The organism is Pseudomonas weihenstephanensis (assembly GCF_016812185.1).
Lineage (GTDB): Bacteria > Pseudomonadota > Gammaproteobacteria > Pseudomonadales > Pseudomonadaceae > Aquipseudomonas > Aquipseudomonas weihenstephanensis.
This window is the reverse complement of the sequence record NZ_JAAEBV010000001.1, coordinates 1,438,472-1,464,831: the sequence shown is the minus strand read 5'-3', so window position 1 is coordinate 1,464,831 and position 26,360 is coordinate 1,438,472. Positions and strand designations below refer to the sequence as shown.

The 26,360-nt window shown below is 57.7% G+C and carries 22 protein-coding genes and 1 pseudogene; 14 read left to right on the top strand and 9 right to left on the bottom strand.

Translation table 11 applies throughout. The features are described from left to right. Positions 1-63 precede the first annotated feature (63 nt). Positions 64-1,305 carry a TIGR03862 family flavoprotein gene (locus tag GYN01_RS06645; RefSeq protein WP_203306754.1) on the bottom strand — a complete coding sequence of 414 codons (1,242 nt, stop codon included), beginning with the start codon at positions 1,303-1,305 and terminating at the stop codon, positions 64-66. 214 nt (positions 1,306-1,519) lie between these two features. Further along, positions 1,520-2,440, bottom strand: coding sequence for a histone deacetylase family protein (locus GYN01_RS06640; RefSeq protein WP_048401415.1), 921 nt, complete (start codon positions 2,438-2,440; stop codon positions 1,520-1,522). 91 nt (positions 2,441-2,531) lie between these two features. Here GYN01_RS06640 and GYN01_RS06635 point away from each other — a divergent pair, with 91 nt between their 5' ends. The 3 genes from GYN01_RS06635 (at position 2,532) to GYN01_RS06625 (ending at position 4,664) form a co-directional block, all read left to right on the top strand. Then, the gene (locus GYN01_RS06635; protein ID WP_048362411.1) at positions 2,532-3,101 is read left to right on the top strand and encodes a GNAT family N-acetyltransferase; all 570 of its coding nucleotides are present in this window, start codon (positions 2,532-2,534) and stop codon (positions 3,099-3,101) included. A 106-nt stretch (positions 3,102-3,207) separates the two neighbouring features. Continuing rightward, positions 3,208-4,077, top strand: coding sequence for an acyl-CoA thioesterase II (gene tesB, locus GYN01_RS06630; protein ID WP_048362412.1), 870 nt, complete (start codon positions 3,208-3,210; stop codon positions 4,075-4,077). After that, a complete protein-coding gene (locus GYN01_RS06625) occupies positions 4,074-4,664 on the top strand; it encodes an HAD family hydrolase (protein WP_048401414.1) in 591 nt (196 codons plus the stop codon). The genes tesB and GYN01_RS06625 overlap by 4 nt, the downstream gene beginning before the upstream one ends. Positions 4,665-4,712: 48 nt before the next feature. Here the strand turns inward: GYN01_RS06625 and GYN01_RS06620 are convergent. Continuing rightward, positions 4,713-5,266: pseudogene (locus GYN01_RS06620) on the bottom strand (hypothetical protein). A 27-nt stretch (positions 5,267-5,293) separates the two neighbouring features. Next, on the bottom strand, positions 5,294-6,184 hold the full coding sequence (ypfJ, locus tag GYN01_RS06615; RefSeq protein ID WP_048401413.1) for a KPN_02809 family neutral zinc metallopeptidase: 891 nt from the start codon (positions 6,182-6,184) through the stop codon (positions 5,294-5,296). 226 nt (positions 6,185-6,410) lie between these two features. Between ypfJ and GYN01_RS06610 the strand changes: the two genes are divergently transcribed. From GYN01_RS06610 to GYN01_RS06580, 7 genes are all read left to right on the top strand, one after another. Further along, on the top strand, positions 6,411-6,917 hold the full coding sequence (locus GYN01_RS06610; protein WP_048363008.1) for an RNA polymerase sigma factor: 507 nt from the start codon (positions 6,411-6,413) through the stop codon (positions 6,915-6,917). Positions 6,918-7,003: 86 nt separating this feature from the next. Then, positions 7,004-8,020 carry a FecR domain-containing protein gene (locus GYN01_RS06605; RefSeq protein ID WP_203306753.1) on the top strand — a complete coding sequence of 339 codons (1,017 nt, stop codon included), beginning with the start codon at positions 7,004-7,006 and terminating at the stop codon, positions 8,018-8,020. A gap of 164 nt (positions 8,021-8,184) precedes the next feature. Then, on the top strand, positions 8,185-10,965 hold the full coding sequence (locus tag GYN01_RS06600; RefSeq protein WP_203306752.1) for a TonB-dependent receptor: 2,781 nt from the start codon (positions 8,185-8,187) through the stop codon (positions 10,963-10,965). 95 nt (positions 10,966-11,060) lie between these two features. Next, the gene (locus GYN01_RS06595; protein WP_048362418.1) at positions 11,061-11,690 is read left to right on the top strand and encodes a heme acquisition protein HasA; all 630 of its coding nucleotides are present in this window, start codon (positions 11,061-11,063) and stop codon (positions 11,688-11,690) included. Between the two features lie 158 nt (positions 11,691-11,848). Then, on the top strand, positions 11,849-13,603 hold the full coding sequence (locus tag GYN01_RS06590; protein WP_203306751.1) for a type I secretion system permease/ATPase: 1,755 nt from the start codon (positions 11,849-11,851) through the stop codon (positions 13,601-13,603). After that, on the top strand, positions 13,600-14,925 hold the full coding sequence (locus GYN01_RS06585) for an HlyD family type I secretion periplasmic adaptor subunit (protein WP_203306750.1): 1,326 nt from the start codon (positions 13,600-13,602) through the stop codon (positions 14,923-14,925). The genes GYN01_RS06590 and GYN01_RS06585 overlap by 4 nt, the downstream gene beginning before the upstream one ends. Beyond that, complete coding sequence (locus GYN01_RS06580) at positions 14,922-16,250, top strand: TolC family outer membrane protein (RefSeq protein ID WP_048362421.1); 1,329 nt, start codon at positions 14,922-14,924, stop codon at positions 16,248-16,250. The genes GYN01_RS06585 and GYN01_RS06580 overlap by 4 nt, the downstream gene beginning before the upstream one ends. A gap of 207 nt (positions 16,251-16,457) precedes the next feature. Here the strand turns inward: GYN01_RS06580 and trmA are convergent, their stop codons facing one another. Continuing rightward, positions 16,458-17,546, bottom strand: a complete 1,089-nt coding sequence (gene trmA, locus GYN01_RS06575) for a tRNA (uridine(54)-C5)-methyltransferase TrmA (protein ID WP_048401407.1) — start codon at positions 17,544-17,546, stop codon at positions 16,458-16,460. Next, a complete protein-coding gene (locus GYN01_RS06570; RefSeq protein WP_048362423.1) occupies positions 17,543-18,838 on the bottom strand; it encodes an NCS2 family permease in 1,296 nt (431 codons plus the stop codon). Before GYN01_RS06570 ends, trmA begins: the two co-directional genes overlap by 4 nt. A gap of 210 nt (positions 18,839-19,048) precedes the next feature. On the opposite strand from GYN01_RS06570, the gene GYN01_RS06565 reads away from it, so the two are divergent. Continuing rightward, positions 19,049-19,486 carry a DUF4879 domain-containing protein gene (locus tag GYN01_RS06565; protein ID WP_048401405.1) on the top strand — a complete coding sequence of 146 codons (438 nt, stop codon included), beginning with the start codon at positions 19,049-19,051 and terminating at the stop codon, positions 19,484-19,486. A gap of 104 nt (positions 19,487-19,590) precedes the next feature. On the opposite strand, the gene GYN01_RS06560 is transcribed toward GYN01_RS06565, so the two are convergent. Beyond that, on the bottom strand, positions 19,591-20,817 hold the full coding sequence (locus tag GYN01_RS06560; RefSeq protein WP_048401403.1) for an MFS transporter: 1,227 nt from the start codon (positions 20,815-20,817) through the stop codon (positions 19,591-19,593). 404 nt (positions 20,818-21,221) lie between these two features. On the opposite strand from GYN01_RS06560, the gene GYN01_RS06555 reads away from it, so the two are divergent. The 3 genes from GYN01_RS06555 to GYN01_RS06545 are packed head-to-tail and all read left to right on the top strand — an operon-like array spanning position 21,222 to position 23,896. Next, entirely contained in the window at positions 21,222-22,661 is a 1,440-nt protein-coding gene (locus tag GYN01_RS06555) for a cytochrome ubiquinol oxidase subunit I (protein WP_203306749.1), read from the top strand. A gap of 3 nt (positions 22,662-22,664) precedes the next feature. Beyond that, complete coding sequence (gene cydB / locus GYN01_RS06550; protein WP_048362427.1) at positions 22,665-23,672, top strand: cytochrome d ubiquinol oxidase subunit II; 1,008 nt, start codon at positions 22,665-22,667, stop codon at positions 23,670-23,672. A 56-nt stretch (positions 23,673-23,728) separates the two neighbouring features. Next, the gene (locus tag GYN01_RS06545) at positions 23,729-23,896 is read left to right on the top strand and encodes a DUF2474 domain-containing protein (RefSeq protein ID WP_048362428.1); all 168 of its coding nucleotides are present in this window, start codon (positions 23,729-23,731) and stop codon (positions 23,894-23,896) included. A 170-nt stretch (positions 23,897-24,066) separates the two neighbouring features. Here the strand turns inward: GYN01_RS06545 and GYN01_RS06540 are convergent, their stop codons facing one another. Next, positions 24,067-25,191, bottom strand: coding sequence for a methyltransferase (locus GYN01_RS06540; RefSeq protein WP_203306748.1), 1,125 nt, complete (start codon positions 25,189-25,191; stop codon positions 24,067-24,069). Between the two features lie 163 nt (positions 25,192-25,354). Next, complete coding sequence (locus GYN01_RS06535; RefSeq protein ID WP_203306747.1) at positions 25,355-26,068, bottom strand: autoinducer binding domain-containing protein; 714 nt, start codon at positions 26,066-26,068, stop codon at positions 25,355-25,357. Between the last annotated feature and the right edge of the window lie 292 nt (positions 26,069-26,360).

The window sequence follows — 26,360 nt, the reverse complement described above, 5'->3', positions numbered from 1 at the left end:
TTCGTAAAGCCAGAACGTGCGGTCTGCCACCAAGCCCCTGCGTTCAAGCGTTACGACCCGGGGTTAAGGTTTGACTTTCAACCAGCGTAAAACCCCCAACCCGGCGGCACGTCCACTGGCAAAGCAGCCCGTGAGCAAGTAGCCGCCGGTGGGGGCTTCCCAATCCAGCATCTCCCCCGCGCAGAACACGCCTGGCAATTGCTTGAGCATCAAGTGTTCGTCCAGCGCTTCAAACGCCACGCCACCGGCACTGCTGATGGCTTCGTCCAACGGGCGAGCCTTGACCAGTTTCAGCGGTAACGCCTTGATCGCCGCGGCCAATCGCGCCGGGTCATTGAACGCGTCAGCGGGTGCCAACTCGCGTAACAGCGCCGCTTTGACGCCATCCAGACCCAACTGGCTGTGCAAATGTTTGCTCATCGAGCGTGAGCCGCGCGGCTTGGCCAAGGCGGTTGCCACTTTATCCACAGGCTTACCCGGCAACAGGTCAATTAGCAGTGTGGCAACCCCGTGTTGGTTGATTGCTTCGCGGATGGGCGCGGACCACGCGTAAATCAAACTGCCTTCAATCCCGGTGGCCGTGAGCACGCACTCGCCCAAGCGCGGGCTGTGATGCTCCAGGGCAATGGCAATGTTCTTGAGCGGTGCGCCAGCAAATTTGCTGCGCAGCACCTCGCTCCAGCCCGTTACATCGAAACCGCAGTTGCTGGGTTGTAACGGCGCCAGCGCTACACCGCGCTCGGCCAGCCACGGCATCCACGCCCCATCCGAGCCCAGGCGGGCCCAGCTGCCGCCGCCCAAGGCCAGTAATACGGCATCAGGCCTGAGCTGTTTTTCACCTTCCGGGCTGGCGATACGCAATGCGCCATCTGCCTGCCAACCCAGCCAGCGATGGCGGGTGTGGATAACCGCACCGCACTCGCGCAAACGCTTGAGCCAGGCGCGTAGCAGGGGGGCTGCTTTCATGTCGGTGGGGAAGACTCGGCCCGAGCTGCCGATAAAGGTCTCGATGCCCAAATCATGGATCCATTGACGCAAGGCTTGGGCATCGAATGCCTGTAATAGTGGTGCCATCTGGGGCGAACGCTCAGCGTAGCGCGATAAAAACGCGGACCAGGCTTCGGAGTGAGTGATGTTCATGCCGCCCACTCCGGCGAGCAGAAACTTGCGGCCTACAGAGGGCATCGCGTCGTACACATCCACCCGCACGCCAGCCTGACTCAGCACTTCAGCGGCCATCAGCCCGGCCGGGCCACCGCCAATGATGGCGACATGAGAGGGAAGGGGCGTGTTGGCGTCAGTCATGGCAAGCTGCAAATCGGCGAAATAAGCGCTGCATTCTACCTGACCATGCTTCATATCTCCCCTAGCCGCTGGCGCAGGCGGCTATGCAGCGTCAGGTATGAGCTGTACGAAAAACATACAGTGCTCTACACGCCTTGTTTCATATGGCCTGCAAAGGCTTTCGCTCAGGTTATCCACAGGCAGTTCCACAGGCATTGTGGGTAACAATCACAGATTAATGACAACCGGATGACACCCAGACGTGTTGTGCGCTGTGATGCAAAATCCCGTGCCGTCGCGCCAACGCCTGGCGGTCTTTGCTGTAACCGCCGCCAATCACCCCGACCACCGGTATATCGCGGCCCAGACAATGGCGCATCACCGCCACATCCCGCGCGGCGACACCGGCGTCGGTCAGCTTCAAATAACCCAGCGCGTCATCTTGATGCACGTCGACCCCGGCGTCATACAGCACCAGGTCTGGTTGATACAGCGGCAACAGGTAATTGAGCGCTTCGTCGACCACTTGTAAGTACGCCGCATCACCCATGCCCATCGGCAACCCAATGTCCCAATCACTTTGCGCCTTGCGCGCCGGAAAATTCTTTTCACAGTGCAGGGAAACGGTAATCGCATCAGGCGTATGTTCAAGAATTCGGGCGGTGCCATCACCTTGATGCACATCGCAGTCAAAAATCAGTACCCGATTGACGCGCCCGCTTTCCAGCAGGTAACGGCTGATGACCGCTAAATCGTTAAAGATGCAAAAGCCCGCGGGGTGATCGTAATGCGCATGATGAGTACCGCCGGCCAAATGGCAGGCCAACCCATGCTCCAGTGCCTGCTCGGCGGCAAGCAGGGAGCCGCCCACGGCGCGAATCGTCCTGCGCGCCAAGGCTTCGCTCCACGGCAAGCCCAGCCGCCGCTGGTCTTCGTGGGCCAGTTCACCAGCCATGTAACGCGCGATATACGCCGGATCATGGGCCAGCGCGAGGATATCCACAGGGCACAACGAGGGGCGTAGCAGGTCTGCATCACAGGTCAGCCCGGTTGCAACCAGGTGATCACGCAACAAGCGGAATTTATCCATCGGGAAGCGATGCTCAGCCGGGAACGGCGGGCTGTAATCATCGTGATAAATCAGCGGTAAAGGCATAGGGATTTCATGTAGGAGCGAGCGCCGGATCTTAACAGCGCGGTACACTGCCCGACAGATGAAAAGCCGTGTAACAAATCGGAGGAGACAGATGGAGCAAATTCAGGAACTCGAAAGCGCTCGTCTGCGTCTGCGTCCCTGGCGTGACACCGATTTGGCGGAGTTCGCTGCCATGTGCGCCGATCCGCAGGTCATGCGCTTTTTCCCCAAGCCTCTGAACCGTCTTGAGAGCGCCTCGGTGATTGGTCGTTTTCGTGGTCATTTTGCCGAATACGGCTACGGGTTCTGGGCGTTGGAACGCAAAGATACGGGTGCGTTTATTGGCTTCACTGGCCTGGCGCAGATCGGTTTCAAAGCGCCTTTCGCCCCGGCTGTCGAGATCGGCTGGCGCCTGGCCCCCGAGCATTGGGGGCTGGGTTACGCCAGTGAGGCGGCGTGGGCGGCATTGCGTTGTGCGTTTGACCGGTTGGCGCTGGATCAAGTGGTTTCATTCACCACGGAGGCCAACGTGCCATCACAGAAAGTGATGCAAGCCATCGGCATGCAGCGCGATATGGCCGGTGATTTTGAACATCCGGGGTTGGAACCGGGTCATCCGTTAAGCAAGCATGTGCTATATCGGATCAGCCGCGCTCAATGGTTGGAAACACTGCACGGATAAGCAGGCAAATAACTTTCAAGTTGTAGGTTAAGTGGCAAGTGCCAAATTTTTGTTGGCCGTCGCAACGTAGAGTGCGCCGGCAATGCTCTGTGTGAGGAAAATCTGAATGAGCCAAGTGTTGGATGATCTGGTCAACCTGCTGACCCTGGAACCGATTGAAGAGAACCTCTTTCGCGGCCGCAGTCAGGATTTGGGCTTTCGCCAGCTGTTCGGCGGTCAGGTGCTGGGCCAATCGCTGTCCGCCATGAGCCAGACGGTTGAAGACGCGCGGCATGTGCACTCGATGCACGGTTACTTCTTGCGCCCCGGGGATGCGGGACTGGCGGTGGTGTATCAGGTTGACCGTGTGCGCGATGGCGGCAGTTTCAGCACGCGTCGAGTGACGGCGATCCAGAAGGGCCAGCCGATTTTCACCTGTAGCGCTTCGTTTCAGTACGACGAAGGCGGCTTTGAGCACCAAACCACCATGCCCGACGTGGTCGGCCCGGAGAACTTGCCTTCCGAGCTTGAGATCACGCGCCAGCGCGCGCATTTGATCCCCGAAGCCATGCGCGAAAAACTGCTGTGTGCCAAGCCCATCGAGTTTCGTCCGGTGGTCGGTGAAGACCCGTTCAACCCCAAGGTCAGCGACCCGGTCAAATACGTGTGGTTTCGCGCCGATGGCGCATTGGCCGACACGCCAGCGCTGCACAAATATCTGCTAGCCTACGCCTCGGACTTCGGTTTACTGACCACCTCGCTGCTGCCGCACGGCAAAGGCGTTTGGCAAAAAGACATGCAAGTGGCCAGCCTCGACCACGCGCTGTGGTTTCATGCGGACCTGCGTGCCGATGACTGGTTGCTCTACGCAATGGACAGCCCGTGGGCGGGCAACTCGCGCGGGTTCTCCCGTGGTAGCGTGTACAACCGGGCTGGCCAGCTGGTTGCGTCAGTGACACAAGAAGGTTTGATTCGCCATCGCAAGGACTGGGCATGACGCTTAAGCACATAAAACACTGGGTATTCGACATGGACGGCACGCTGACGGTGGCTGTGCATGACTTCAAGCTGATTCACCGTGAGCTGTGCATTCCGGACGACGAAGACATTCTTACCCACCTCGCGGGCTTACCGCCTGCTGAGTCGGCCGAGAAGCACGCCTGGCTGCTCGAACACGAGCGTGAACTGGCGCTTGCCTCCACGCCTGCGCCTGGCGCGGTGGAGCTGGTTCTTGATTTGCATGAGCGTGGTGTGCGCTTAGGGGTGTTGACCCGCAATGCCCAAGAGCTGGCGCGCATCACCCTTAAGGCGATTGGCCTGGAGCAATGCTTTGCGGCGCAAGACGTTTTGGGGCGCGACAACGCTGCGCACAAGCCCGACCCGGACGGCTTGCTGCAACTGGCCAACGCGTGGGGCGTAACGCCTGCACAGATGGTCATGGTGGGGGATTATCGCTTCGATCTTGAGTGTGGTCGTGCAGCGGGAGCCCGGACAGTGCTGGTCAACGTGCCGCAAAACCCGTGGCCCGAGCTGACCGACTGGCACGCCAGAGACTGCTTTGAGCTACGGCGCTTATTGGCCTGACAGACTGGGAGCTTTTGATCTTGAAAGCTCACAGCCTGCGGGACTGTCCTACTGCCCAAACAATGCTTTTTGCCCCTCGGGCGAGGTGAACATCTGATCGCCGTTGTGCCCAATCCCCGGCACTTCAACCAAACGCTGGTTCAGCCCCTGCGGATGGCGCTGCGTTAAAGACGCGAAATAATGCTTGCCGCGGACCAGCCTGAAAGCCCCTTGAGCCTCTGCCTCGCAGCTTTTATCGAGCGCAGGGTGATGGGGGGCTGCCCGCTCATCCAGTCGTTCCCTTGCCAGCGCAACACCGCGTCCGGCAAGCGATGCTGCGTGTTATCGCGCTCATTTAAAAACTGTGGGGCGATGATCAGGGTGGTGGACAGCACCCCGGCTTGCGCCGCCGCTTGCTGCGCACTGTGCAAATACGTCTGGGCGTTGCGTAAACGTCCGTGAAGCACAATCACTGCACGTTGCACCTCAGGCAGAGGGTGCTACTAGTCTTGACTTAAGCCAATGCTCAACTCGCCGGGGTTGAGCGCAAGGCGCTCAGGGCTAAGCGCTTTCACCCCGTGTTCAGCGGCCTGCGCCGTGGTGCAGGCGGCCAGTAACACGATCTATGACACCAAACCCCGTGCACCCATTTACAACCTTGCTGCCGAAAAGGTGTCGCATTGGTTGATGTTGCCCTGCGCAAAGCCGGTCTTGAACCATTTAACCCGTTGCGCCGAGGTGCCGTGGGTGAACGAGTCCGGCACCACACGGCCTTGCCCTTGTTGCTGCAAGCGATCATCGCCGATGGCGTTGGCCGCATTCAAGGCTGACTCGATATCCCCCGGTTCCAGCCAGTTCAAACGCTTTTGCGCCAAATTGGCCCACACCCCTGCCAGGCAGTCGGCTTGCAGCTCCTGACGTACCAGCAGGCCGCCGTCACCTTCCATGCGTTTACCTTGCTGACGGGCCATCTGCATCTTGGATGACACGCCCAGCAGGGTTTGCACGTGATGGCCCACTTCATGCGCGATCACATACGCCTGCGCGAACTCGCCGGCGGCTTGAAAGCGTTGAGCCATTTCCTGGAAGAAACTCATGTCCAGATAGACCTTTTGGTCGGCCGGGCAATAGAACGGACCGCTGGCCGATGATGCGAAGCCGCACGCGGAGTTGATCTGGCCGCGAAACAGCACCAGCGTCGGGTCTTTGTAGGTTCGACCGGCCTGTTGAAACACCTGGCGCCAGGTGTCTTCGGTGTCGCCCAGCACGGCGCGCACAAACTCGGCTTGTTGGTCGTTGGCGGGGGGCGCGTGCCCGGCTTGCTGAGTGACTTGCGGGGAGGATTGCTCGCCCAGCTGCCCGCTCAGTTGCCCGAGGATTTGCATCGGGTCCTGTCCGGTCAGCAGACCGAAGCCCACGATCACGACGACGGCGATCAAACTCAAGCCCTTGCCACCACCGATGCGCATCCCGCCGCCTCCGGTGCTTTGATCGCGCACGTCTTCCACGTTGTCGCTACGTCGGCCTTTTTTCCAAAGCATGGAGGTTTCCTCTGTAAATCTTGTTGGTAAGTGTTGTTGCTGAGTCGGAGCTGCGCCAGCCCGGTCGTCAGACGTTCTTCCAGTGACCGCAAAGTATGGCACTTAGTGCGCAGCCGTCGCAGAACTGAGTGGGCCTGCCTGCGCACGGGGCGCTAATTTCAATTGAAAATCATTCTCGACAAAAAGTAAGATGGCGCCCCCTTCCTTCATGCGCCAGGGAGTCAGTTTGTCGGATATGGACCTCAAGGGCTTGTTCATCAAGCATGCCAGCACCCTGCGCGGGTATTTGGCGCGCAAGGTACGAGACCCGCAACTGGCTGCCGATCTGGTTCAGGAAAGTTTCCTGCGCATGGCCGAGCATGGGCGCAAACACACCATCGACAACTCCCCCGGCTACCTCTACCGCACGGCGCGCAACCTGCTGGTGGATCACATTCGTCAGGAAACCCGACGCAAAACAGACTCAGTGACCCATGAGGCATTGGCTCAAATCGAGGATGAACTGGCAGGGCTGGAGGCCCAGGCGATGGCTGAACAACAGCGCATGGCGTTAAAACAGGCAGTGGCGGAGTTGCCTGAACGCACCCGGGAGATATTTAGGCTCAACCGGATTGAAGGCATGACCCACGCGGAAGTGGCGCGCCACCTTGAAATTTCTGACAGCTCAGTGCAAAAGCATCTGTCGAAAGCATTGGCTTATGTCATGCAGCGTTTGCAGTCGCCGAAGTCATAACTTTCCTACATGTCGACGAATGGTTTACTGAGAATCTTCAGGCAAGACGTCACTGCTTATACATAACGAGAAATTGAGATTCACACGTGAATAGCCAAGGCCCCGAACAGCAGACCATTACTGAGGCGGCCGCCGAGTGGGCGGTGCGCTTGCACGCGGGTGCGTTGAGTGAAGAGGCGCAGGTGCAACTGAACCGCTGGCTGGCGGGCGATGAGCGCCATGCGCCAGCCTTGCACTTCGCACAACAGACGTGGGCCGCATTGGGCGAGTTGGCGCTAGAGCCTGACGGGGAGCAGACCGTGGCCCATCGTTTGCGTCCTGAATCGCCCCGCACGGTGCCCGCGCCAGTGGCTCGGCGGCGTCGACCGTTGCGCAAGGTAGGGCGCGCTGTCGCGCTGTCAGTCGTCATCGCTGTAGCGTGGGTCAGTGGCCCGGGCTTGCTGGTGCACATGCAGGCTGACTATCAAACCGGCACCGGCGAGTTGCGCACGGTGCAACTGGATGACGGCAGCTCGGTTGAGCTGGATGCCTCCAGTGCAATCCGCATCGACTATGACACGCAGCAGCGGCGTATCAGCCTGTTGGCGGGGTCCGCCGTGTTTGATGTGGCGCCCATGGGCGAGGCCGAAAACCGGCCCTTTGTCGTGCAAAGCGCAGGAGGCCAAACCCAAGCCCTGGGCACACAGTTTGTAGTGGGGCGCGAGAGCGGCAATCAGGCATGGGTTGGTGTGTTGCAACACAGTGTGGCTGTCAGCCTGCAAACACCTCCCGCCAACGGCGCAGCGAAATACGTGCTCAAAGAGGGGCAAAGCGCCCGTTACAGCCAGGCCGACGGTATACAGCCGTTGCCGGAGTTCGACCTGAGTGCTGCCACTGGTTGGCGACGTGGCGTGTTGGTTTTTGACCGCCAGCCGTTGGCGCAAGTCATTGGGCAACTCAACCGCTATCGCCCCGGCCAGATCGTATTGGCCAATCCCTCCTTGGCCAATCGGCAGGTTAGCGGGGTCTTCCGCCTTGAAATGCTCGACAGCGCGCTGCATACACTCACCCGTGAACTGCACGTAAAACGCGTCGAAGTGGCGGGCCTCAGCCTGATTTATTGATCACCGTGCAGGCTGCGATTTTGTGGTTCTTAAAGGCCGCAGCCTGCCTGTTTCGCCCATTTGAAAATTAATCGCAAAAACCGTTACTGACTTTTCCCCCGTTGTTCGTCTTGCTATTGAGATTCATTCGCAAAGCAAATCGTGCACGCTTGGGGATAACAATAATGGTGTTCAATCAGCGCAAAGGTATCGGGGCCGTAAGCCGGTTAGCCTTTGCAGTTCATGTCGGTGTGTTCGCATTGTTAGCAGTGCAAGCGCCGCTACAGGCCGCTGAAACGGTCAGCAGTGCGGTCCAGCAAGCGTTTATTGCCTTCCATATCCCGGCGCAGCCGCTGGACAAAGCGGTACTGCAATTCGCCGAACAGGCGGGTTTGCAGGTGCTGTTCGACACCCAGATGTTGCAAGGCCTGCATGCTCAAGCGCTCAAAGGCGACTTCGGGGTTCAGGAAGGTCTGGCGCGACTGGTGGGCAGTAACCCGATTGAATACCGTTTTACCGGTGAGCGCCAAGTCACCCTGACCCGTGTGAGCGGCGACCTAAAAGGCGCGCTGGCACTGGGCACCACGTCAATTTCTGCCAGTGAGGCCGAAGGCAATAGCGCGGACTGGGTGTACCAGACCCCCGAAGCGGTGTCGGTGATTACCAGCGAGCAAATCAACAAGCGCGCGCCACGCCACACGTCTGACATGCTGGAAGAAACCCCGGGCGTGTACACCGCCGTGGATCAGCGTGACCCTGGGCTGTCAGTCAATATTCGCGGTTTGCAGGACTATGGCCGGGTCAACATGAACGTGGATGGCATGCGCCAGAACTTCAACGTTAACGGCCATCAGCATCGCAATGGCGTAATGCTGATCGATCCGGAAATGATCTCCAGCATCGAAATCGAAAAGGGCTCTCAGTCCGGGATGGGCGGTGCGGCGGTACTGGGCGGGATCGCCACCTTTAAAACCCTCGAAGCCAGTGAGTTCCTCAAAGACGGCAAGGAGTTTGGTGGTCGTATTCGTGCGGGCAGCGGCATTGGTGAAATGGGCAACGGCACCTACTTCAACGGCAGTGGAGTCTTTGCCTTCGGTAACGACATCGGTGACGCCCTGTTTGCCTACAGTGAGCGTCACTTCGGTAACTACCGCAGCGGTCGGCAGAACGCCGATAACCTGGGGCGTGAAATCAGGGTCAAGCAATCACGTCGTGAAGCCTGGAATGACTGGCTGAAAAGTGAAGTGGGGGATGCCGGCAGCGTGACGCGCTCGCAGATGGCCAAGTTCGGGCTCAACCTGGCGAACGATCAGCGCGTGCAATTCACTTACTTGAACACCGACAGCGACAGCAATGACTCGTGGACTTACGCCACCTCTGACCAGAAGGGTTACGACTATGTGCGCCACAGCAAAAACAATTTGGGCACCGTCAACTACGCCGTTGACTACAGCTTTAACCCGGACAACGAGCTGATTGATTTCAAGAGCAAGCTGTATTTCGTCAGCACGGAGCTTGTTCGTGCCAACGCCCGGCATAACGCCACGCCCGATAACGCCTTTGGTGCTTACAAGGATCGGTTTCGTACCGACACCTGGGGCCTGCAAGCCCAGAATACGTCACTGTTCAACTTCGACACCTTCGGGCAGTTGAACTGGACCTATGGCTTGGAAATGTATCAGGACACCTTCAAGCCCAAGACCGGCAAAGTCGCCGCTAAAAATGAAGTCACCCTGCCTTATATCGTGGGTGCTGACCCTGCGGGCAAGCGGGGCATGGCCAGCCTGTTCAGCAACCTTCAATACGACTATGACGGTTGGCTGACCGTCAGCGGTGGTCTGCGTTATGACCGTTACAGGCTTGAAGGCGAAACGGGCATGACCCAGTACCGCAAAAAAGTCATCCGCCACCAAAACGGCGTGGAAGTGATCGGCAGTGGTCCGGCCGTGCGGACTGAAAACGTCTATGACATAGATCGTACTCAAGGTCAGTTTTCCCCCACCTTTGGCCTGGCAATCAAGCCGGGCGTGGACTGGTTGCAGCTCTACACTCACTGGGGCAAGGGCTGGCGCCCGCCCGCCGTGACAGAAGTGTTCATGACCGGTCGCCCCCATGGCGGTAATGCGCCTGAGCGGGTATTCCCCAACCCGTTTCTTAAGCCTGAAGAGTCCCGCGACTGGGAAGTTGGTTTTAATATTTTTAAAGAGTCTTTGTTTTTCAATAATGACCGGTTAGGCATGAAAGTGTCGTACTTCGATAGCCGCGTCAAAAACTTTTCGTTTATGCAATACGGCATCATGCTGCCCGAAGAAACGGCATCGGGTAATTTTGGGGACCTGGCCTACGTTAATAGTTTGAGTGACACAAACTTTCGAGGGGTTGAGTATCAACTCAACTATGACATGGGGCGTATGTATACCAGTCTCAGTTATACGCACATGATCGGGAGTAACGATTTCTGTTCTAAAAACTACTTCATGGGCGGCGCCAAGAAATTCGGTAAAAAATTAAAGAGTGGTGTTGAACGTTTTCAATTGCCCAACGGCCGCTGGAGCATCCGGCCTGTGCATGAAACCGAGTGGCTGGATGATGATGAGCGCAACAATAAGGTCAGTTGCGGCGGTGTGATGGGGGCTGCTGCCTACATGCCGGCAGACCGTGGTTCATTGACCGTAGGTGCTCGGTTCCTTGAGCGACGTCTGGATACGGGAGTTCGTTTGCGTTACAGCCCCGGTAATGGCTCGGATATAAATACCCATAACTATGCCAACCTCGAGCAAGCGACGTGGCCCAAGTACAGCGTATATGACCTGTATGCCAGCTACTGGGCAACCGATGCCTTGAACCTTACGCTGGTGTTGGAAAACGCCACGGACGAGGCCTATTTCGTGGCCATGGGCGATGCCAATAACTTGAGTTTGGCGCGTGGCCGCACCCTGAGTGGCATGCTGGAATATAAGTTCTAATGTCGCAGACACGATTAAAAAGTTTTTGTTCATGTCGAGCAAAAGGCGCACTTGAGTGCGTGGTATTACTAACTCTCCAAGGAAAAGGTTTAGGTATGACTATTTCGATTACTTACAATTCTGATTTTGGTGCGCTCTCGGTTAATGAGGCATTGAGTGTATGGTCGACCGGGTTCAATACTGCCGGTCATGGCGCAGGTAATACCGGGGGATTTAATACCGGCGGGCGTGCAATGAGCGGTGAACAATATGCCACCCACGGTGCCAATAGCTCGGACTATGCATTTATTGCCGGCAGCGACACCGATAACGGCCTCAATTATGTATTCAACCCGAAAGTCTCCCCTGGCGACAACATGAACCACTACCTATGGGGCGAGTTGGATACCGTCACATTGGGCACAGGTCTGACCGGTGGAGATGGCAGTGATTTTGGTTTGGGCCAATATATCGCTTCCTTCAACGGCCTCGACCTCTCCGCCGCCAGCGACGCAGGCCGTGCAGGCAACGCCGTACAGGACGTGATCTACGGCTTGATGAAAGGCAACGTTGCGGGTCTGGAAGGTGCCCTCAACAACCTGCTGAGCGAGTTTGGCCTGTCTACCGAATCCACCTTCGACGATTTGGCAGCGGCTGGCCTGGCTCACGCCGATGCATCGCTGGCGGCCGACATCGGTCTGGTGGGTGTGCAAGACGTGGCCCAAGACTGGGCGTTGGCGGCGTAACACCCGCCTGGTTCTTGTCGTTGCTGCCCAACGCTGAAGGCGCCATACGCTGGAGCGACCTTCGCGCCTGACGCAGCCACTGCAAGAGCACCGTTATGCCGCGCACGCTCCCCCCGGTGTGCGCGGTTTTGTTGGTTCTTCGCTCACGGAATACCTTCATGACCCGGCCCAAAGCCCACGTCGCCAATGAGATGCTGGCTGCCTTGACGGCCTACAAGCGTGCATTTTTCAACATCGGGCTGTTTTCGGCCGTGATCAACTTACTGATGCTGGCACCGGCGCTGTACATGTTGCAGGTGTACGACCGGGTGCTGGCGTCGGGCAATCAAATGACCCTGTTGATGCTGACGCTGATGATCCTCGGCCTGTTTGGCCTGATGGGGGCGTTGGAATGGGTGCGTAGCCAGGTGGTGATCCGCCTCGGCACGCAAATGGACATGCGCCTGAATCAACGGGTGTACGACGCGGCCTTTGAAGCGCAGTTACGCACCGGTAGCCCGGCCGCCGGGCAGGCACTGAACGACCTGACGAGCTTGCGCCAGTTTGCCACCGGTAATGCGTTGTTCGCTTTTTTCGATGCGCCGTGGTTCCCGGCGTATCTGCTCGTGATTTTCATGTTCAGCCCCTGGCTCGGGTTACTGGCGCTGGGTGGCGCCGTGGTGCTGATGGCGCTGGCGTGGATCAATCAGCGGGTGTCGCGAGGTCCGTTGAAAGCCGCCAGTGAACTCTCTGTCGAGGCGACGCAGCAGGCCAGCGCGCACCTGCGCAACGCCGAGGCGATAGAGGCAATGGGCATGCTCGACACGTTGCGCGCGCGTTGGCTGGCGCAGCACACCGCATTTCTGGCGCAGCAGAACCTGGCCAGCGAAAAGACCGCGACCGTCACGGCCTGGTCTAAAGGTGTGCGACTGGCCCTGCAATCGCTGGTGCTCGGGCTGGGTGCATGGCTGGCGGTGCAAGGGCAAATCACGGCGGGGATGATGATTGCGGGTTCCATCCTCATGGGCCGGGTGCTTGGCCCTATCGACCAATTGATTGGTGTCTGGAAGCAATGGACCTGCGCCCGTCTGGCCTATCAACGCCTCGAAGCCCTGCTGCATGCCCATCCCCCGCGGGCCGCGCGCATGGCATTGCCTGCGCCACGCGGTGAATTGTCTGTCGAGCACTTGGGGGCCAGTGCGCCGGGTACGCGCCGCGCCACGCTGGCCAACCTGAGCTTTACCCTGCCGGCCGGGCACGTGCTGGGGATCATTGGGCCTTCGGGCTGCGGTAAATCCACGCTGGCGCGGTTACTGGTGGGTGTCTGGCAACCGCTGAGCGGCAAAGTCCGACTGGATGGCGCCGATCTAGCGCAATGGGACAAGCACCAACTCGGGCCGTATCTGGGCTATTTACCCCAGGACATCCAGCTGTTTGCCGGGACCATCGCACAAAACATCGCACGCTTCGCAGAGGTGGACGCCGACAAGGTGTTGGCCGCGGCGCAAATGGCCGGGGTGCATGCGCTGATTCTGCAACTGCCCGAAGGGTACGAAACCCGCCTCGGCGAGGGGGGTGCCGGGTTATCGGGGGGGCAGAAACAACGTATCGGTCTGGCACGTGCCCTGTATGGCTTGCCCGCGGTAATCGTGCTCGATGAGCCTAATTCCAACCTGGATGAAGCGGGGGAACAGGCGTTGTTGCAGGCCATTACCCACCTCAAAACCCTTAAGCGAACGTTGATTTTGATTACTCACAAACCCAATGTGCTGACCCTCACGGACCAACTGTTGATCCTGCGCGACGGGCAACTGCAAGCTTTTGGTCCAACAGCCAAGGTGCTCGGTGCACCCGCACCGGTCAAAGCTGCGGCGCCGAAACCGGCGATGAATGTGAGTTACCGCCTTGGCACGGTGGAGGCGGGCAAAGCATGAGCCGTTCAAACGTAAAGCCGGTGGACAGCAACGTGTTGCAACTGGACGACACCCGTTATTCGCGCCTGGGTTGGCTGCTGATGATTGGGGGATTTGTCGGGTTTTTAGGGTGGGCGGCCTTCGCCCCTTTGGACAAAGGCGTCGCCGTTTCAGGCAAAGTCATGGTCTCGGGCCACCGCAAAGTGGTGCAACACCCCACGGGCGGGATCGTTGAACGAATTGATGTGCGCGATGGCGACAAGGTCACGGTCGGGCAGGTACTGATCCGCCTTAAGGAGACGCCGCTGCTGGGGCAGGCGCAATCATTGCGCAGCCAGTTTTATGGCTCGCTGGCCAGTGAGGCACGACTCAATGCCGAGGGCGATGGTGCTGCGAATGTGACCTTTCAACCTCAGTTGCTGACGCTCAAGGACGACCCTGAAATTGCGTCAAACCTGACGTTGCAACGACAGTTGTTCAGCAGTCGGCGTCAGGCGTTACTGCTCGATCAGCAGGGTATAGGTGAAAGCATTGCGGGTGCAGAGGCGCAATTGCGTGGGGTGCGAGATTCACAGGCCAATAAAGTGCTGCAACGCAGCGCCCTCACCGAGCAATTGGAGGGTCTGCGCGAACTGGCCCGTGATGGCTACATCCCGCGCAACCGCCTGCTAGACAGTGAGCGCGTGTATGCGCAAGTGCTGGGTTCGATCAGCGAAGACTACGGCCGTATCGGGCAATTACAGCGTCAAGTTCAGGAAATGCGTCTCAAAATTCGTCAACTGGCCGAGGAGTACCAGAAAGAGGTGCGTACGCAATTGGCTGAGACCCGTGTACGTACCGAAGACCTGCGTAACCGGCTGGCCTCGGCAGAGTTTGAACTGGCCAACAGCCAACTGCGCGCCCCGGTATCCGGCATCGTTGTGGGGCTGGACGTGTTTACCGAAGGCGGCGTGATCAAACCTGGCCAGGCATTAATGGAAATCGTGCCCCAAGGCGAACCTTTGCTGGTCGAAGCACGGGTGCCGGTTGAGCTGGCAGACAAGGTTCACGCAGGGTTGCCGGTTGAGCTGATGTTCTCTGCTTTCAGCCAAAGCACCACACCGCGGGTGGCGGGCGACGTCACGCTGGTGTCGGCGGACCGTCAAGTGGATGAACGCACCGACGAGCCGTATTACACCTTGCGTGCCCAAGTCAGCGAAGCCGGTATGGCGCAACTGGCCGGGTTGCAGATTCGCCCCGGCATGCCGGTAGAGGCCTTTGTCCGTACAGGCGAGCGCTCGATGCTCAATTACTTGTTCAAACCGTTGCTCGACCGTACGCACATGGCGATGGTGGAGGAATGAGCACGTGTCGATTGAGTGCTGCCTTATTGATCGTCTGCGTGATCTCGACGGGATCGGCTCACGCATTGGGTTTACTGCAAGCGTACGACTTGGCTGTGCATAACGATCCGACCTTTCAAGCCGCGATCGAAGAACGGGCGGCAGGGGAGGAGAACCGCGCCCTCGGTCGTTCCGCGTTGTTACCTACGTTGACGTGGAACTACACCAACTCGCGTAACGACTCTGAAGTGACCCAGGCCAGCACCCGTACAGACCGCGATTACCGCAGCTACGCTTCGACTCTGACCTTGCAACAACCGCTACTGGACTACGAAGCCTATGCCCGCTTGCGACAAGGTGCGGCGCAGGCATTGTTTGCCGATGAGCGTTTTCGCAGTAAAAGCCAATACCTGTTGGTGCGGGTATTGAGTGCCTACAGCCAGGCGTTGTTGGCGCAGGAGCGCATTGAACTGAGTCGGGCGCAGAAGCGGGCCTTTGCCGAGCGCTTGCAACTCAATCAGCGCTTGCTCAAAGGTGGCGAAGGCACGCGCACCGATGTGCTGGAAACCCAGGCACGCCTGAGCATGGCCGTGGCACAAGAGATCGAGGCGCAAGACGACCAGGACGTTGCCTTGCGTGAGTTGGAGGCGATGCTCGGTGAGCCGTTGCAAGTGGATCAACTTGATCCGTTGGTGGCGCATTTCAATATTCAGCCGCTGGAGCCTCAGCGGTTTGAAAACTGGCGCGAACTGGCACTGGCCAATAACCCTGAACTGGCGTCGCAGCATCACGCACTGAGTTCGGCGGAGTACGAAGTGGAGCGTAAGCGTGCCGGGCATTTTCCTAAACTCAGCCTGTACGCCAGCAGCCGACAGACTAGCTCGGATTCTGAAAGCACCTACAACCAGAAGTACGACACCAACAGCGTGGGCATTCAACTGAGCGTGCCGTTATTTGCGGGTGGCTCGGTATCAGCATCGACGCGTCAGGCGGCGCGGCAATTGTCCCAGGCGCAGTACGAATTAGACGCGCAGACGGCGACAACATTGGTAGACCTGCGCAAGCAGTTCAATCTCAGCAGCAGTGCGGCGGCCAAAGTCCGGGCTTATGAAATGGCAGTGGAGTCAGCGAGTGCGCTCGTGCAAGCAACGTACAAAAGCGTACGCGGTGGTGAGCGGGTCAACCTGGATGTGCTGGATGCCGAGCAACAGTTGTTCAGTGCCAAACGCGACTTGGCCGAGGCGCGGTATGCCTACTTGCTGGCGCGTGTACAACTCAGGTACTACGCGGGGTTATTGAACGAAGGAGATTTGCAGCAAATGGCGGGCTATTTTCAACCATCTTGAGGGGGGTAGGGCGCTTGCGTGAAACATGTAGGAACTGACGAGTACGGTGAGGCTGTGATCGGCGGCAGAGCCGCCGTAAAACCTGACGGTCACGATGTGCCAGAGGTGGCGCAGCGGTCAGATATACGACCGCTACGCGCTCGATCGCAGCCTCGTGCCTCGGCAGCTGCTACAAGACGCCCCGCGCTTATCAGCCTCGCGAAGCGTTTACCGGCGAACCAACAACACACCCGATTCCATGTGGTGCGTCCACGGGAATTGGTCAAACACGGCACAACGCTCAATGCGGTGAGTGTCATGCAGTTGAGCGATGTTTTCGGCCAGGGTCAGCGGGTTGCATGAGATGTACAGGATATTGTCGAAGCGACGGGTCAGCTCGCAGGTGTCCGGGTCCATGCCTGCGCGCGGCGGGTCAACAAAGACGCTCCCGAAGTCGTAGCTTTTCAGGTCAATGCCTTGCAAGCGGCGGAACGGACGTACTTCATTCAGGGCTTCGGTCAACTCTTCGGCCGACAAGCGCACCAAGGTGACGTTATCCACAGCGTTGTCGCTAAGGTTGTTCAGTGCGGCATATACCGAGGTCTTGCTGATTTCGGTGGCTAGCACTTTGCGCACGCGGGTGGCCAACGGCAAGGTGAAGTTGCCGTTGCCGCAATACAACTCCAGCAGGTCATCCGCCCGTTCGCCCAAAGCGTCGTACGCCCAATTGAGCATCTTCTGGTTGACCGTGCCATTAGGCTGAGTGAAGGCGCCTTCCGGTTGTTGATAACTGAAGACACGGCCAGCGACTTCGAGCTTTTCTACGACGTGATCGCGACCAATGACGATACGCTTGCCCTTCGAGCGGCCAATGACACTGATGTCGAGGTCTTTGGCCAGTTGCTCGGCGGCCGTTTGCCAGTGCTCGTCCAGCGGGCGGTGATAGCACAAGGTGACCATCGCATCGCCCGCCAGCGTGGTTTGGAACTCGACCTGAAACAGCTTGTGGCTCAGGGCCGAACTGGCTTTCCAGGCGGCCTTGAGCTGTGGCATCAGTTGATTGATGCGCAGGCTGGCAATCGGGAAGTCTTCGATCAGGATTGGCGTACGTTTATCTTCAGGGGCAAACATCGCGTAGTGACGCTCGCCACCTTCGCGCCACAAGCGGAACTCGGCGCGCAGGCGGAAGTTTTTCAATGGCGAATCGAAAACTTGAGGTTCTGGGGCATCGAACGGCGCCAGCAACTCGCGCAGACGGTTGGCCTTGGCCTCCAGTTCTACGGCGTAAGTAGCAGAATCAAACGGCAAGGCACTCATGCGTTAAACCAACCCAACTTGACCACGAACAGAACCGACAGAATGATCAGCGGCGCGTTCAGCTCGCGTGCGCGGCCCGACAGCAACTTGATCACGGTCCAGGAAATAAAGCCGAAGGCGATGCCGTTGGCGATGGAGTATGTAAACGGCATTGCCAGAGCGGTGATGACCACCGGCGCGGCGACGGTCACGTCATCCCATTCGATTTCAGCCAGGCCACTCATCATCAATACGGCCACGAACATCAGGGCAGGCGCGGTGGCGAATGCCGGTACGCTGGCCGCCAGTGGCGAGAAGAACAGTGCGAGCAAGAACATGATGCCGACCACGATGGCAGTTAAGCCGGTACGGCCACCGGCGCTCACGCCCGCTGCCGACTCGATGTAGCTGGTGGTGGTCGAGGTGCCGAGCAGTGAACCGGCCATGGCCGCGGTGCTGTCAGCGATCAGGGCGCGGCCCATTTTCGGCATGTGGCCGTCTTTGCCCATCAGGCCCGCGCGCTTGGCAACCCCGATCAGGGTGCCGGAGTTGTCGAACAGGTCGACGAACAGGAAGGCGAAAATGACGCTGATCAGCCCGATGTCCAGCGCACCCTTGATGTCCAGTTGCAGGAAGGTGGGGGCCAGCGAAGGCGGCATCGACATCACGCCACCGAACTCGGTCACGCCCATGACGATGGAGGCCACGGTCACGCCCAGAATGCCGATCAGCACGGCGCCGCGTACCTTCATGGCTTCAAGTGCCACGATCAGGGCAAAGCCCAGCGAGGCGAGAATGACTTTGGGTTGGGTCAAGTCGCCCATGCCAACCAGCGTGGCCTTGTTGGCCACCACGATGCCGGCGTTACCCAGTGCGATCAACGCCAGGAACAAGCCGATACCGGCAGCAATCGCTGAGCGCAGGGGCAGCGGAATGCTGTTAATGATCCATTCGCGGATGCGGAAGATCGACAACAGAAAGAACAGCACAGCAGAAATGAAGACCGCACCCAGCGCCACTTGCCAGGTGTGGCCCATATGCAGCACCACGGTATAAGTGAAGAAGGCGTTCAGGCCCATGCCCGGTGCCAATGCAATCGGGTAGTTGGCGATGATGCCCATGATTGCTGAGCCGATGGCGGCCGCCAGACAGGTCGCGACAAACACCGCGCCTTTATCCATGCCGGTTTCGCCCAGAATGCTCGGGTTGACGAACAGGATGTAGGCCATTGCCAGAAACGTGGTGATACCCGCAAGAATCTCGGTACGCACGTTGGTGTTGTGTGCCTTGAGTTGAAACAGCCTTTCCAGCATGCCAGTCCCCGTGGCGCCCCAGGCGCCGTAATTAAATCGTGTTCAACAGCAAAGCACAGACCTTGAACGCCTGAAGATTTTCTGTCTGTCGGAAAAAGCCGCGCATCATACCAGCAGCTTCGACGTATGGCTGCTTTGGTTTTGGTGTGGGCCGATGTTTTGTAACGCGCAGGTGACAGGCATACTGTGTGCCAGTTTTTCGGGGGACTTATGACGCGCACATTTAAATCTGTTTTAGCTTGTTTCAGCCTGTTTATGAGTGTGGGTTTAAGCGCTGCGCCAGCGACCCGGCTGGACAGCATTGAAATCCTCCAGGTGACGTCTGTTACGGGCGCTGACGAGGAGGTAGGCAGCAAGACGCGTACTGTGCGCGAGCACCACGGTACAAAGGTGCGCGTCTATGTATTGGAACGCGGCTATGGCAACCCTCAGCCCAATGTCACGTTCAACGGCCAAAGGTTGAAAGGCGAAAGCGCCCCGCTATGCAACCAGGCCGAAGGTTTAGTGGTATGCAATGGTGCAGGAAGCACCGTTGGTTACCTTCACACCTTCACGTTCAGTAACACCGATGGCGGCAGGTTTGAGTTCAGTAACGTTTCGTTGGTGCCCCCGCATGACCGGCTCAGCGCCAGCCTCGATATACGGTAGTCGCTGCCGCAGGCTGCGAAGCAACGCTTTTTTCCAACACGGCGCGATCTCTTAAAGTCCCCTCTATCCGTCATTAACCCATGCGCAGCCAGCGCATACGGGGATTACGGATTTTTGTCTTCGACCATCCGGTCGCGATTAGCCAGCCCGGGGAACAGTTTTATCCACAGCCCGGTCACCACCAATGTGCCGATGCCGCCCAGCACCACGGCCGGCACGGTACCCAACCAGTGGGCGGTGGCCCCTGACTCAAACTCACCGAGCTGATTCGAGGCGCCGATAAACAGGCCATTGACTGCGCTCACGCGGCCACGCATTTCATCCGGGGTTTCGAGCTGCACAAACGAGGCGCGGATAACCATGCTGATCATGTCCGCTGCACCCAGCACTACCAGCACCGCTATTGAAAACCAGAATGAGGTCGACAACCCGAACGCGATGGTTGCGACCCCAAATACACCGACAGCCGTGAACATGATGCGCCCGACCTTGCGCTCCACGGGGAACCGCGCAAGCCACAACGACATTAACAGCGCGCCCACGGCAGGGGCTGAGCGCAACATGCCCAGGCCCCAAGGCCCAGTGAGCAGAATGTCTTTGGCAAATACCGGCAACAGCGCCGTTGCCCCGCCCAGTAGCACGGCAAACAAGTCCAGAGAGATGGCGCCGAGCACATCAGGGCGACTGCGGATGAAACGAATCCCCCCCAGTAATGAGTCCAGCGTGGCTTTGCCTTTATTAAGAGGGGCCTGACGGGCTGGCAGGTTGCTCATCAGCAATGCGGCAATCAGGTACAGCGCCACCGAAGGGCCATATACCCACACACTGCCAAAGGCGTACAGCAACCCGCCAAACGCCGGGGCAATAATGGTTGCCGATTGTTGTGCTGCCTGCGCGGCAGCGACCGCCCGTGGAAACAGGCTCACCGGTACGATGGAAGGCAAGAGTGCTTGTGTGCTCGGCATCTCGAATGAACGTGCACTGCCCAGCAAAAACGCCAGGATGAAGATCATTTCCCGCGTGACATGGCCCGTAGCGCTGCTGATGGCCAGCGTCAGCGCAATCATGCCTTGTAGGGTTTGGCATAACGCTGCCACCTTGCGCCGGTCATAGCGATCCGCCACATGCCCGGTGTGCAGCATAAACATGACGCGCGGGGCGAACTCGATCAGCCCGACCCAGCCAAGGTCCATCACATTGCCGGTGAGTTGATAGAGGTTCCAGCCAATGGCCACAGTCAGCATCTGAAACGCACTGGCAGTGAAAATACGCGCAAACCAAAAGGCGATGAACGGTCGGTGATGGCGAAGCAACAAGGGCGGGGAGGTCATCTAAAAGCCGTGAGTGCTGGCAAGGGAGATCGCGAGATTATCATTAATCTGTAACAAATAATGACGCGCAGAGGGTGTCTAAAAGCTGACAAACGGTACGGCGCCAATGAGTCTTTATTGATTACCTATCGTTCCTGCAAAGGTCTATTCCGGGGCCTGGGACAACCTGTCACGCGACAACAAACCACATTAGCCGCCTGCCCGGAATGGACTACTCTTTCAGCAATGCTTGATCCAGATCAAAACGTCTCGTGTTTTGTCTGGAATGGCCAGCCGGCCAGATCCCCTTTGCGCTGTGGTTAAAAGAGCGAACGCTGATTCGCTGTGGCCAGAGCCTGCGGGACAGTTGGATACAGGCCCGTGCCCGTGTCCTGAACGACCTGATACCTGATAGAGGAAGGCTTATGTTCGGTTTGGAGGCTTTAGATCTCGCCCGAATTCAGTTCGCGTTTACCGTTTCGTTTCACATCATTTTCCCCGCCATTACTATCGGTCTCGCCAGTTACCTCATGGTGCTCGAAGGGATGTGGCTGAAAACCCGTGACGACACGTACCGCGATCTGTATCACTTTTGGTCGAAAATTTTCGCTGTCAATTTTGGTATGGGCGTGGTTTCCGGTCTGGTCATGGCTTATCAGTTCGGTACCAACTGGTCACAATTTTCCGACTTTGCAGGGGCGGTGACCGGGCCGCTGTTGACCTACGAAGTGCTCACGGCCTTCTTCCTTGAAGCCGGTTTCCTGGGCGTCATGCTCTTTGGCTGGAACCGCGTGGGCCGAGGGATGCACTTCTTCTCGACTGCGATGGTGGCCTTGGGCACATTGGTCTCCACGTTCTGGATTTTGGCGTCCAACAGCTGGATGCAGACCCCGCAAGGTTTTGAAATCATCGATGGCCGTGTGATCCCGGTGGATTGGCTGGCGGTGATCTTCAACCCTTCGTTCCCGTACCGTTTGGCGCACATGGCGACCGCTGCCTTTGTCGCGACAGCGTTTTTTGTCGGTGCATCCGGTGCGTGGCACTTGCTGCGAGGCCGCAATACGCCCGCCATTCGTCGTATGTTTTCCATGGCGATGTGGATGGCCCTGGTGGTTGCGCCGGTTCAGGCGTTTATCGGTGATGCTCACGGTCTGAATACGCTTGAGTATCAACCGGTCAAAATCGCGGCTATTGAAGGCCACTGGGAAAACAAGCCCGGCGAGCCTACGCCGCTGATCCTGTTTGGCATCCCGAACATGAAAACCGAAACCACCGATTACAAGGTTGAAATTCCTTACCTCGGCAGCCTGATCCTGACCCACAGCCTGGACAAACAAATCCCGGCGATGAAGGACTACCCGGCCGCCGACCGTCCCAACTCGACCATCGTGTTCTTTACCTTCCGCATCATGGTTGCGCTGGGCATGATCATGATCTTCATCGGACTGTGGAGTGTGTGGCTGCGCAAGCGTGGCACGTTGTACGAGAACCGTTGGTTCTTGCGCCTGGTGTTGTGGATGGGGCCGTCGGGGCTGATCGCGATTCTGGCGGGCTGGTTCACCACTGAGGTAGGTCGCCAACCGTGGGTGGTGTACGGTTTGATGCGCACCGCAGATGCCTCGTCTAACCACAGCGTGGCGCAGATGAGCATCACCTTGATCCTGTTTGTAGTGGTCTACTTCTCACTGTTTGGTGTAGGGCTGGGTTACATGATGCGCTTGGTGCGCAAAGGCCCGATCACCCATGAAGGTGATGAGCACCCCTCCGGTGGTCCAGGCCAGCAACGCACGCCTGCCCGTCCTTTGTCTGCTGCCCACGAGGGTACAGAAGAAGGCCACAGCGACAGCCTGAATAAGGGGAATTGAGTCATGGGTATTGATCTGCCACTTATCTGGGCAATCATCATCATCTTCGGGATCATGATGTACGTGGTGATGGATGGTTTCGATCTCGGGATCGGCATCCTCTTTCCGTTCATCAAGGGCGAGCAAGATCGCGACGTGATGATGAATACCGTTGCCCCCGTTTGGGACGGTAACGAAACCTGGCTGGTATTGGGGGGCGCGGCGTTGTTTGGCGCCTTCCCACTGGCCTATTCGGTAGTGTTGTCAGCGTTGTATCTGCCATTGATGTTGATGCTGATTGGCTTGATCTTCCGCGGCGTGGCTTTTGAGTTCCGCTTCAAGGCCCGTGCCGAGAAGCGTCATATCTGGGACAAGGCGTTCATCGGCGGCTCGGTGGCGGCGACTTTTTTCCAAGGGGTGGCGCTGGGTGCCTTCATTGACGGCATCCCGGTGGTCAATCGCCAGTATGCCGGCGGTGGACTGGACTGGCTGTCGCCCTTCACTGTGTTTTGCGGGATTGCGCTGATCGTGGCGTACGCTTTGCTGGGCTGCACATGGCTGATCATGAAAACCGAGGGCCACCTGCAAGCGCGCATGCACAAACTGGGTCGCCCGCTGGCACTGGCTGTGCTGGTCTTGATGGGCGTTGTCAGCCTGTGGACACCGTTGGCGCATTCAGACATCGCCGCGCGCTGGTTTACCTTGCCGAACCTGTTCTGGTTCTTGCCGGTGCCGATTCTGGTGTTGGTGACGATGTATGGCCTGCTTAAAGCGATTGCCCGCAATGCCCATTACACGCCGTTTCTGTTGACCCTGGTGCTGATCTTTTTGGGTTACAGCGGTTTGGGCATCAGCTTGTGGCCGAACATCATCCCCCCCTCGATTTCAATCTGGGACGCGGCCGCGCCGCCGCAAAGCCAGGGTTTCATGCTGGTGGGGACCTTGTTCATCATTCCGTTCATTCTGGGTTACACCTTCTGGAGCTACTACGTGTTCCGCGGCAAGGTGACCCACGAAGACGGCTACCACTAGACGTGCCTGCTGCGGCCTGAGGGCCGCAGCCATTTCCTTCAGAGGAGTGCCTGAACATGGCCGGAAAAGATTATCTAAACGACGTGCAAGAGTGCGAGAAAAAGCCGCTGTGGCAACGCATTGGCTGGTTGCTGGTGATCTGGACCGCCAGCGTGGCGAGCCTGGCGGTGTTTGCCATGCTGGTCCGTTTGTTCATGTCGGCGGCGGGTATGAAAACCCACTGATCAGGCAGCAACCGACTTCCCATCCCGTTGCCTTGCAGCACGGATTTATAACCCGCTTCGGCGGGTTTTTTTTGCTTGGCTGCCGGCAACGCCGTAGTCGCTGTACGAGGCGAAGGCTGCGATGGGTCACAACCTTACTTCGCATGGGCAGCCACTAAAGGGGTCAGCGTTTATTTGCGCGCTTTTAGAATCACAAACTTGGGCGTGGCGGCCACTTGTTCTACGCCGCGAAACAGCTTGGCCAGCTTGCTGTGGTAGCCCAAATGGCGGTTGCCGACGATATACAGCGCGCCACCAACCACCAACGCATCGCGGGCTTGGTGGAACATGCGCCACGCCAGAAAGTCGCCCACTACTTGCTGCTGATGAAACGGCGGGTTGCACAGCACCACGTCCAGAGACTGGGGTTCCTGGCCTGCCAAACCGTCATCAGCCCGCACGATCACGTCACGATCGCCCAATGCCGCCTGCCAGTTTTCACGGGCAGATTGCACTGCCATAAACGACTCATCGACCAGTGTGTAATGAGCATCCGGGTTGTTCAGTGCGCTGGCGATGGCTAATACGCCATTGCCACAGCCCAAATCGGCCACTCGCGCTGCACCCAGGTTTTTTGGCAGATGCGGGAGGAAAGCGCGCGTGCCGATGTCCAGGTCTTCCCGGCAGAACACGTTGGCATGATTGAGCAGTTCAATGGCCGGTTCATCCAGGCGATAACGCGTCGGATAAGGCGATATGAAAAGGGGCTTGGCTTGCGCCTGCGCGCTCAGCAAGCGTGCTTTCTTCACGGCCAGAGAGGCCTGAACCGGGCCGATGTAGCGCTCCAGAAGATCCCCCGCAGCACGTGGCAAGTGTTTGACCATGGCACCAGCGATCACCGGGGTGCCGGGCCCCAATTGACCTTGTAAACGAATCAGTTGCTCTTCAAGCAGTGCGAGTGTCTTGGGGACTTTGATCAACACGCAGTCGAAAGGCCCCACCATAGGTTCGCTGGCGGGCGTGACCTTGACCGCATCAAACGCGAGGTGATTACGCGACAGATTTTTTTCCAGGGCTTGAATGGCGAGGCATGAGTCGCTGCTGCTGGTAACGTCCATCGTGCTAACCAGGCTGATAGCCAGTGCACCAAAACTGTCATTGAGCACCAGAACGCGGCTGCCAGAAGGCAGCCCCTGTTCGGCAAGGTGGTTAAGCAAATATTCATCCGCCGCATCAAAAGCCTGTAAAGGCTCATTCTGTTGTTCTGGCTGGCGGATCAACTGGAGTTGGGCGAAAGGGGTTTCGAGCACAGGCATTTGGACAAACTCTGAGGAATCGCAGCGGCGTGCGTGCCGTGGGGGGCAGGTAGCAACGCTGGAGTCCGTGGGTTTTACAGGTGTGCGCGATTTTACTTTTTTTCGCAGGAGATTACCTGATGCGTTTATCAGGTGAATGCTGGAGGGCGGCAATGCCGCCCGTTTATAACAGGCCGGACTTGGTCGCGATGACGACGGCGGAGGTTTTATTGTTCGCCCCCATTTTTCGGATGGCACTGCTGATATGGAAATTCACCGTACGGGTGGTCAGGCTAAGAATCATGCCAATGTCGAAAGCCGTTTTTCCTTCAGCGGTCCATTTCAGTACCTCTGACTCTCGCGCTGAAAGTCGGTGGGGTTGGGCCTGTTCCACGTGGCGTGGCAAGTACCGGGTTGTCATGGAGGTGTGTAATTGGTTGCACAACCACAACACACCGGCGGCCTTGTCTTCAAACTCATCTTCAGTGAGAGGGGGGCAAGACCTGGCCAGGCTCAAAATACTGACCACCCCCTTTGTGTCATGCACCGACTGCGACCACCCGTAATTCAAACCGTGCGCTTGATTGCCGGCCCAAATTTCGGGTGTGTCACGAAACAGCTCTTCATCCCAAATAATGGGTGAGATAGAGAGTTGGCAGTGAATAACAATAGGGTTTTTTTGTACGAAGTGGCTTTTTTCATACAACTCCATAAATCCATTTGGATAGTTTGTAATGATTTTGCTATGCGTTGAGATGCTTCCAAAGCGTGGAATTAATCTGAACAAAAAGAAGTTAAATCCATATGTTTCAATCTTTTTGAGTGTGTATTCTGCAAGCTGAGACTCGGTTTTATGGGTAATGCATTGATTTTCATAGAAGGTATTGTGAGTTTTCATGAGGAGATCCCTTGCCCCTAAAGATGTGATCCAATTTGCATGACGACCTCCATAGTAGTTTAGATTTGTAGGACGTTTCAAAATCATTAAATTTATTTTGAGTTTTGGTTGTTTACAGCAGATTGGTGTGATTGCTCTAATATCGATATTCGATAAGGGCGAATTGCATGGTGAGTGTCATGGCAACATATATAAGAGGCGTATATTTTGACGCCAGTGTTTAGTGTTTATAGGGCGGGGGTAATAGGTTTAAAACCATTTTAGGAGTGTGGGTATATAGGCTATGTCAATA

Bases quoted from the DNA above. Each gene is read 5' to 3' on its own strand.
- GYN01_RS06645 (WP_203306754.1), bottom strand. From the start codon at position 1,305: ATGACTGACGCCAACACGCCCCTTCCCTCTCATGTCGCCATCATTGGC.
- GYN01_RS06640 (WP_048401415.1), bottom strand. From the start codon at position 2,440: ATGCCTTTACCGCTGATTTATCACGATGATTACAGCCCGCCGTTCCCG.
- GYN01_RS06635 (WP_048362411.1), top strand. From the start codon at position 2,532: ATGGAGCAAATTCAGGAACTCGAAAGCGCTCGTCTGCGTCTGCGTCCC.
- tesB (WP_048362412.1), top strand. From the start codon at position 3,208: ATGAGCCAAGTGTTGGATGATCTGGTCAACCTGCTGACCCTGGAACCG.
- GYN01_RS06625 (WP_048401414.1), top strand. From the start codon at position 4,074: ATGACGCTTAAGCACATAAAACACTGGGTATTCGACATGGACGGCACG.
- ypfJ (WP_048401413.1), bottom strand. From the start codon at position 6,184: ATGCTTTGGAAAAAAGGCCGACGTAGCGACAACGTGGAAGACGTGCGC.
- GYN01_RS06600 (WP_203306752.1), top strand. From the start codon at position 8,185: ATGGTGTTCAATCAGCGCAAAGGTATCGGGGCCGTAAGCCGGTTAGCC.
- GYN01_RS06595 (WP_048362418.1), top strand. From the start codon at position 11,061: ATGACTATTTCGATTACTTACAATTCTGATTTTGGTGCGCTCTCGGTT.
- GYN01_RS06590 (WP_203306751.1), top strand. From the start codon at position 11,849: ATGACCCGGCCCAAAGCCCACGTCGCCAATGAGATGCTGGCTGCCTTG.
- GYN01_RS06585 (WP_203306750.1), top strand. From the start codon at position 13,600: ATGAGCCGTTCAAACGTAAAGCCGGTGGACAGCAACGTGTTGCAACTG.
- GYN01_RS06580 (WP_048362421.1), top strand. From the start codon at position 14,922: ATGAGCACGTGTCGATTGAGTGCTGCCTTATTGATCGTCTGCGTGATC.
- trmA (WP_048401407.1), bottom strand. From the start codon at position 17,546: ATGAGTGCCTTGCCGTTTGATTCTGCTACTTACGCCGTAGAACTGGAG.
- GYN01_RS06570 (WP_048362423.1), bottom strand. From the start codon at position 18,838: ATGCTGGAAAGGCTGTTTCAACTCAAGGCACACAACACCAACGTGCGT.
- GYN01_RS06565 (WP_048401405.1), top strand. From the start codon at position 19,049: ATGACGCGCACATTTAAATCTGTTTTAGCTTGTTTCAGCCTGTTTATG.
- GYN01_RS06560 (WP_048401403.1), bottom strand. From the start codon at position 20,817: ATGACCTCCCCGCCCTTGTTGCTTCGCCATCACCGACCGTTCATCGCC.
- GYN01_RS06555 (WP_203306749.1), top strand. From the start codon at position 21,222: ATGTTCGGTTTGGAGGCTTTAGATCTCGCCCGAATTCAGTTCGCGTTT.
- cydB (WP_048362427.1), top strand. From the start codon at position 22,665: ATGGGTATTGATCTGCCACTTATCTGGGCAATCATCATCATCTTCGGG.
- GYN01_RS06545 (WP_048362428.1), top strand. From the start codon at position 23,729: ATGGCCGGAAAAGATTATCTAAACGACGTGCAAGAGTGCGAGAAAAAG.
- GYN01_RS06540 (WP_203306748.1), bottom strand. From the start codon at position 25,191: ATGCCTGTGCTCGAAACCCCTTTCGCCCAACTCCAGTTGATCCGCCAG.
- GYN01_RS06535 (WP_203306747.1), bottom strand. From the start codon at position 26,068: ATGAAAACTCACAATACCTTCTATGAAAATCAATGCATTACCCATAAA.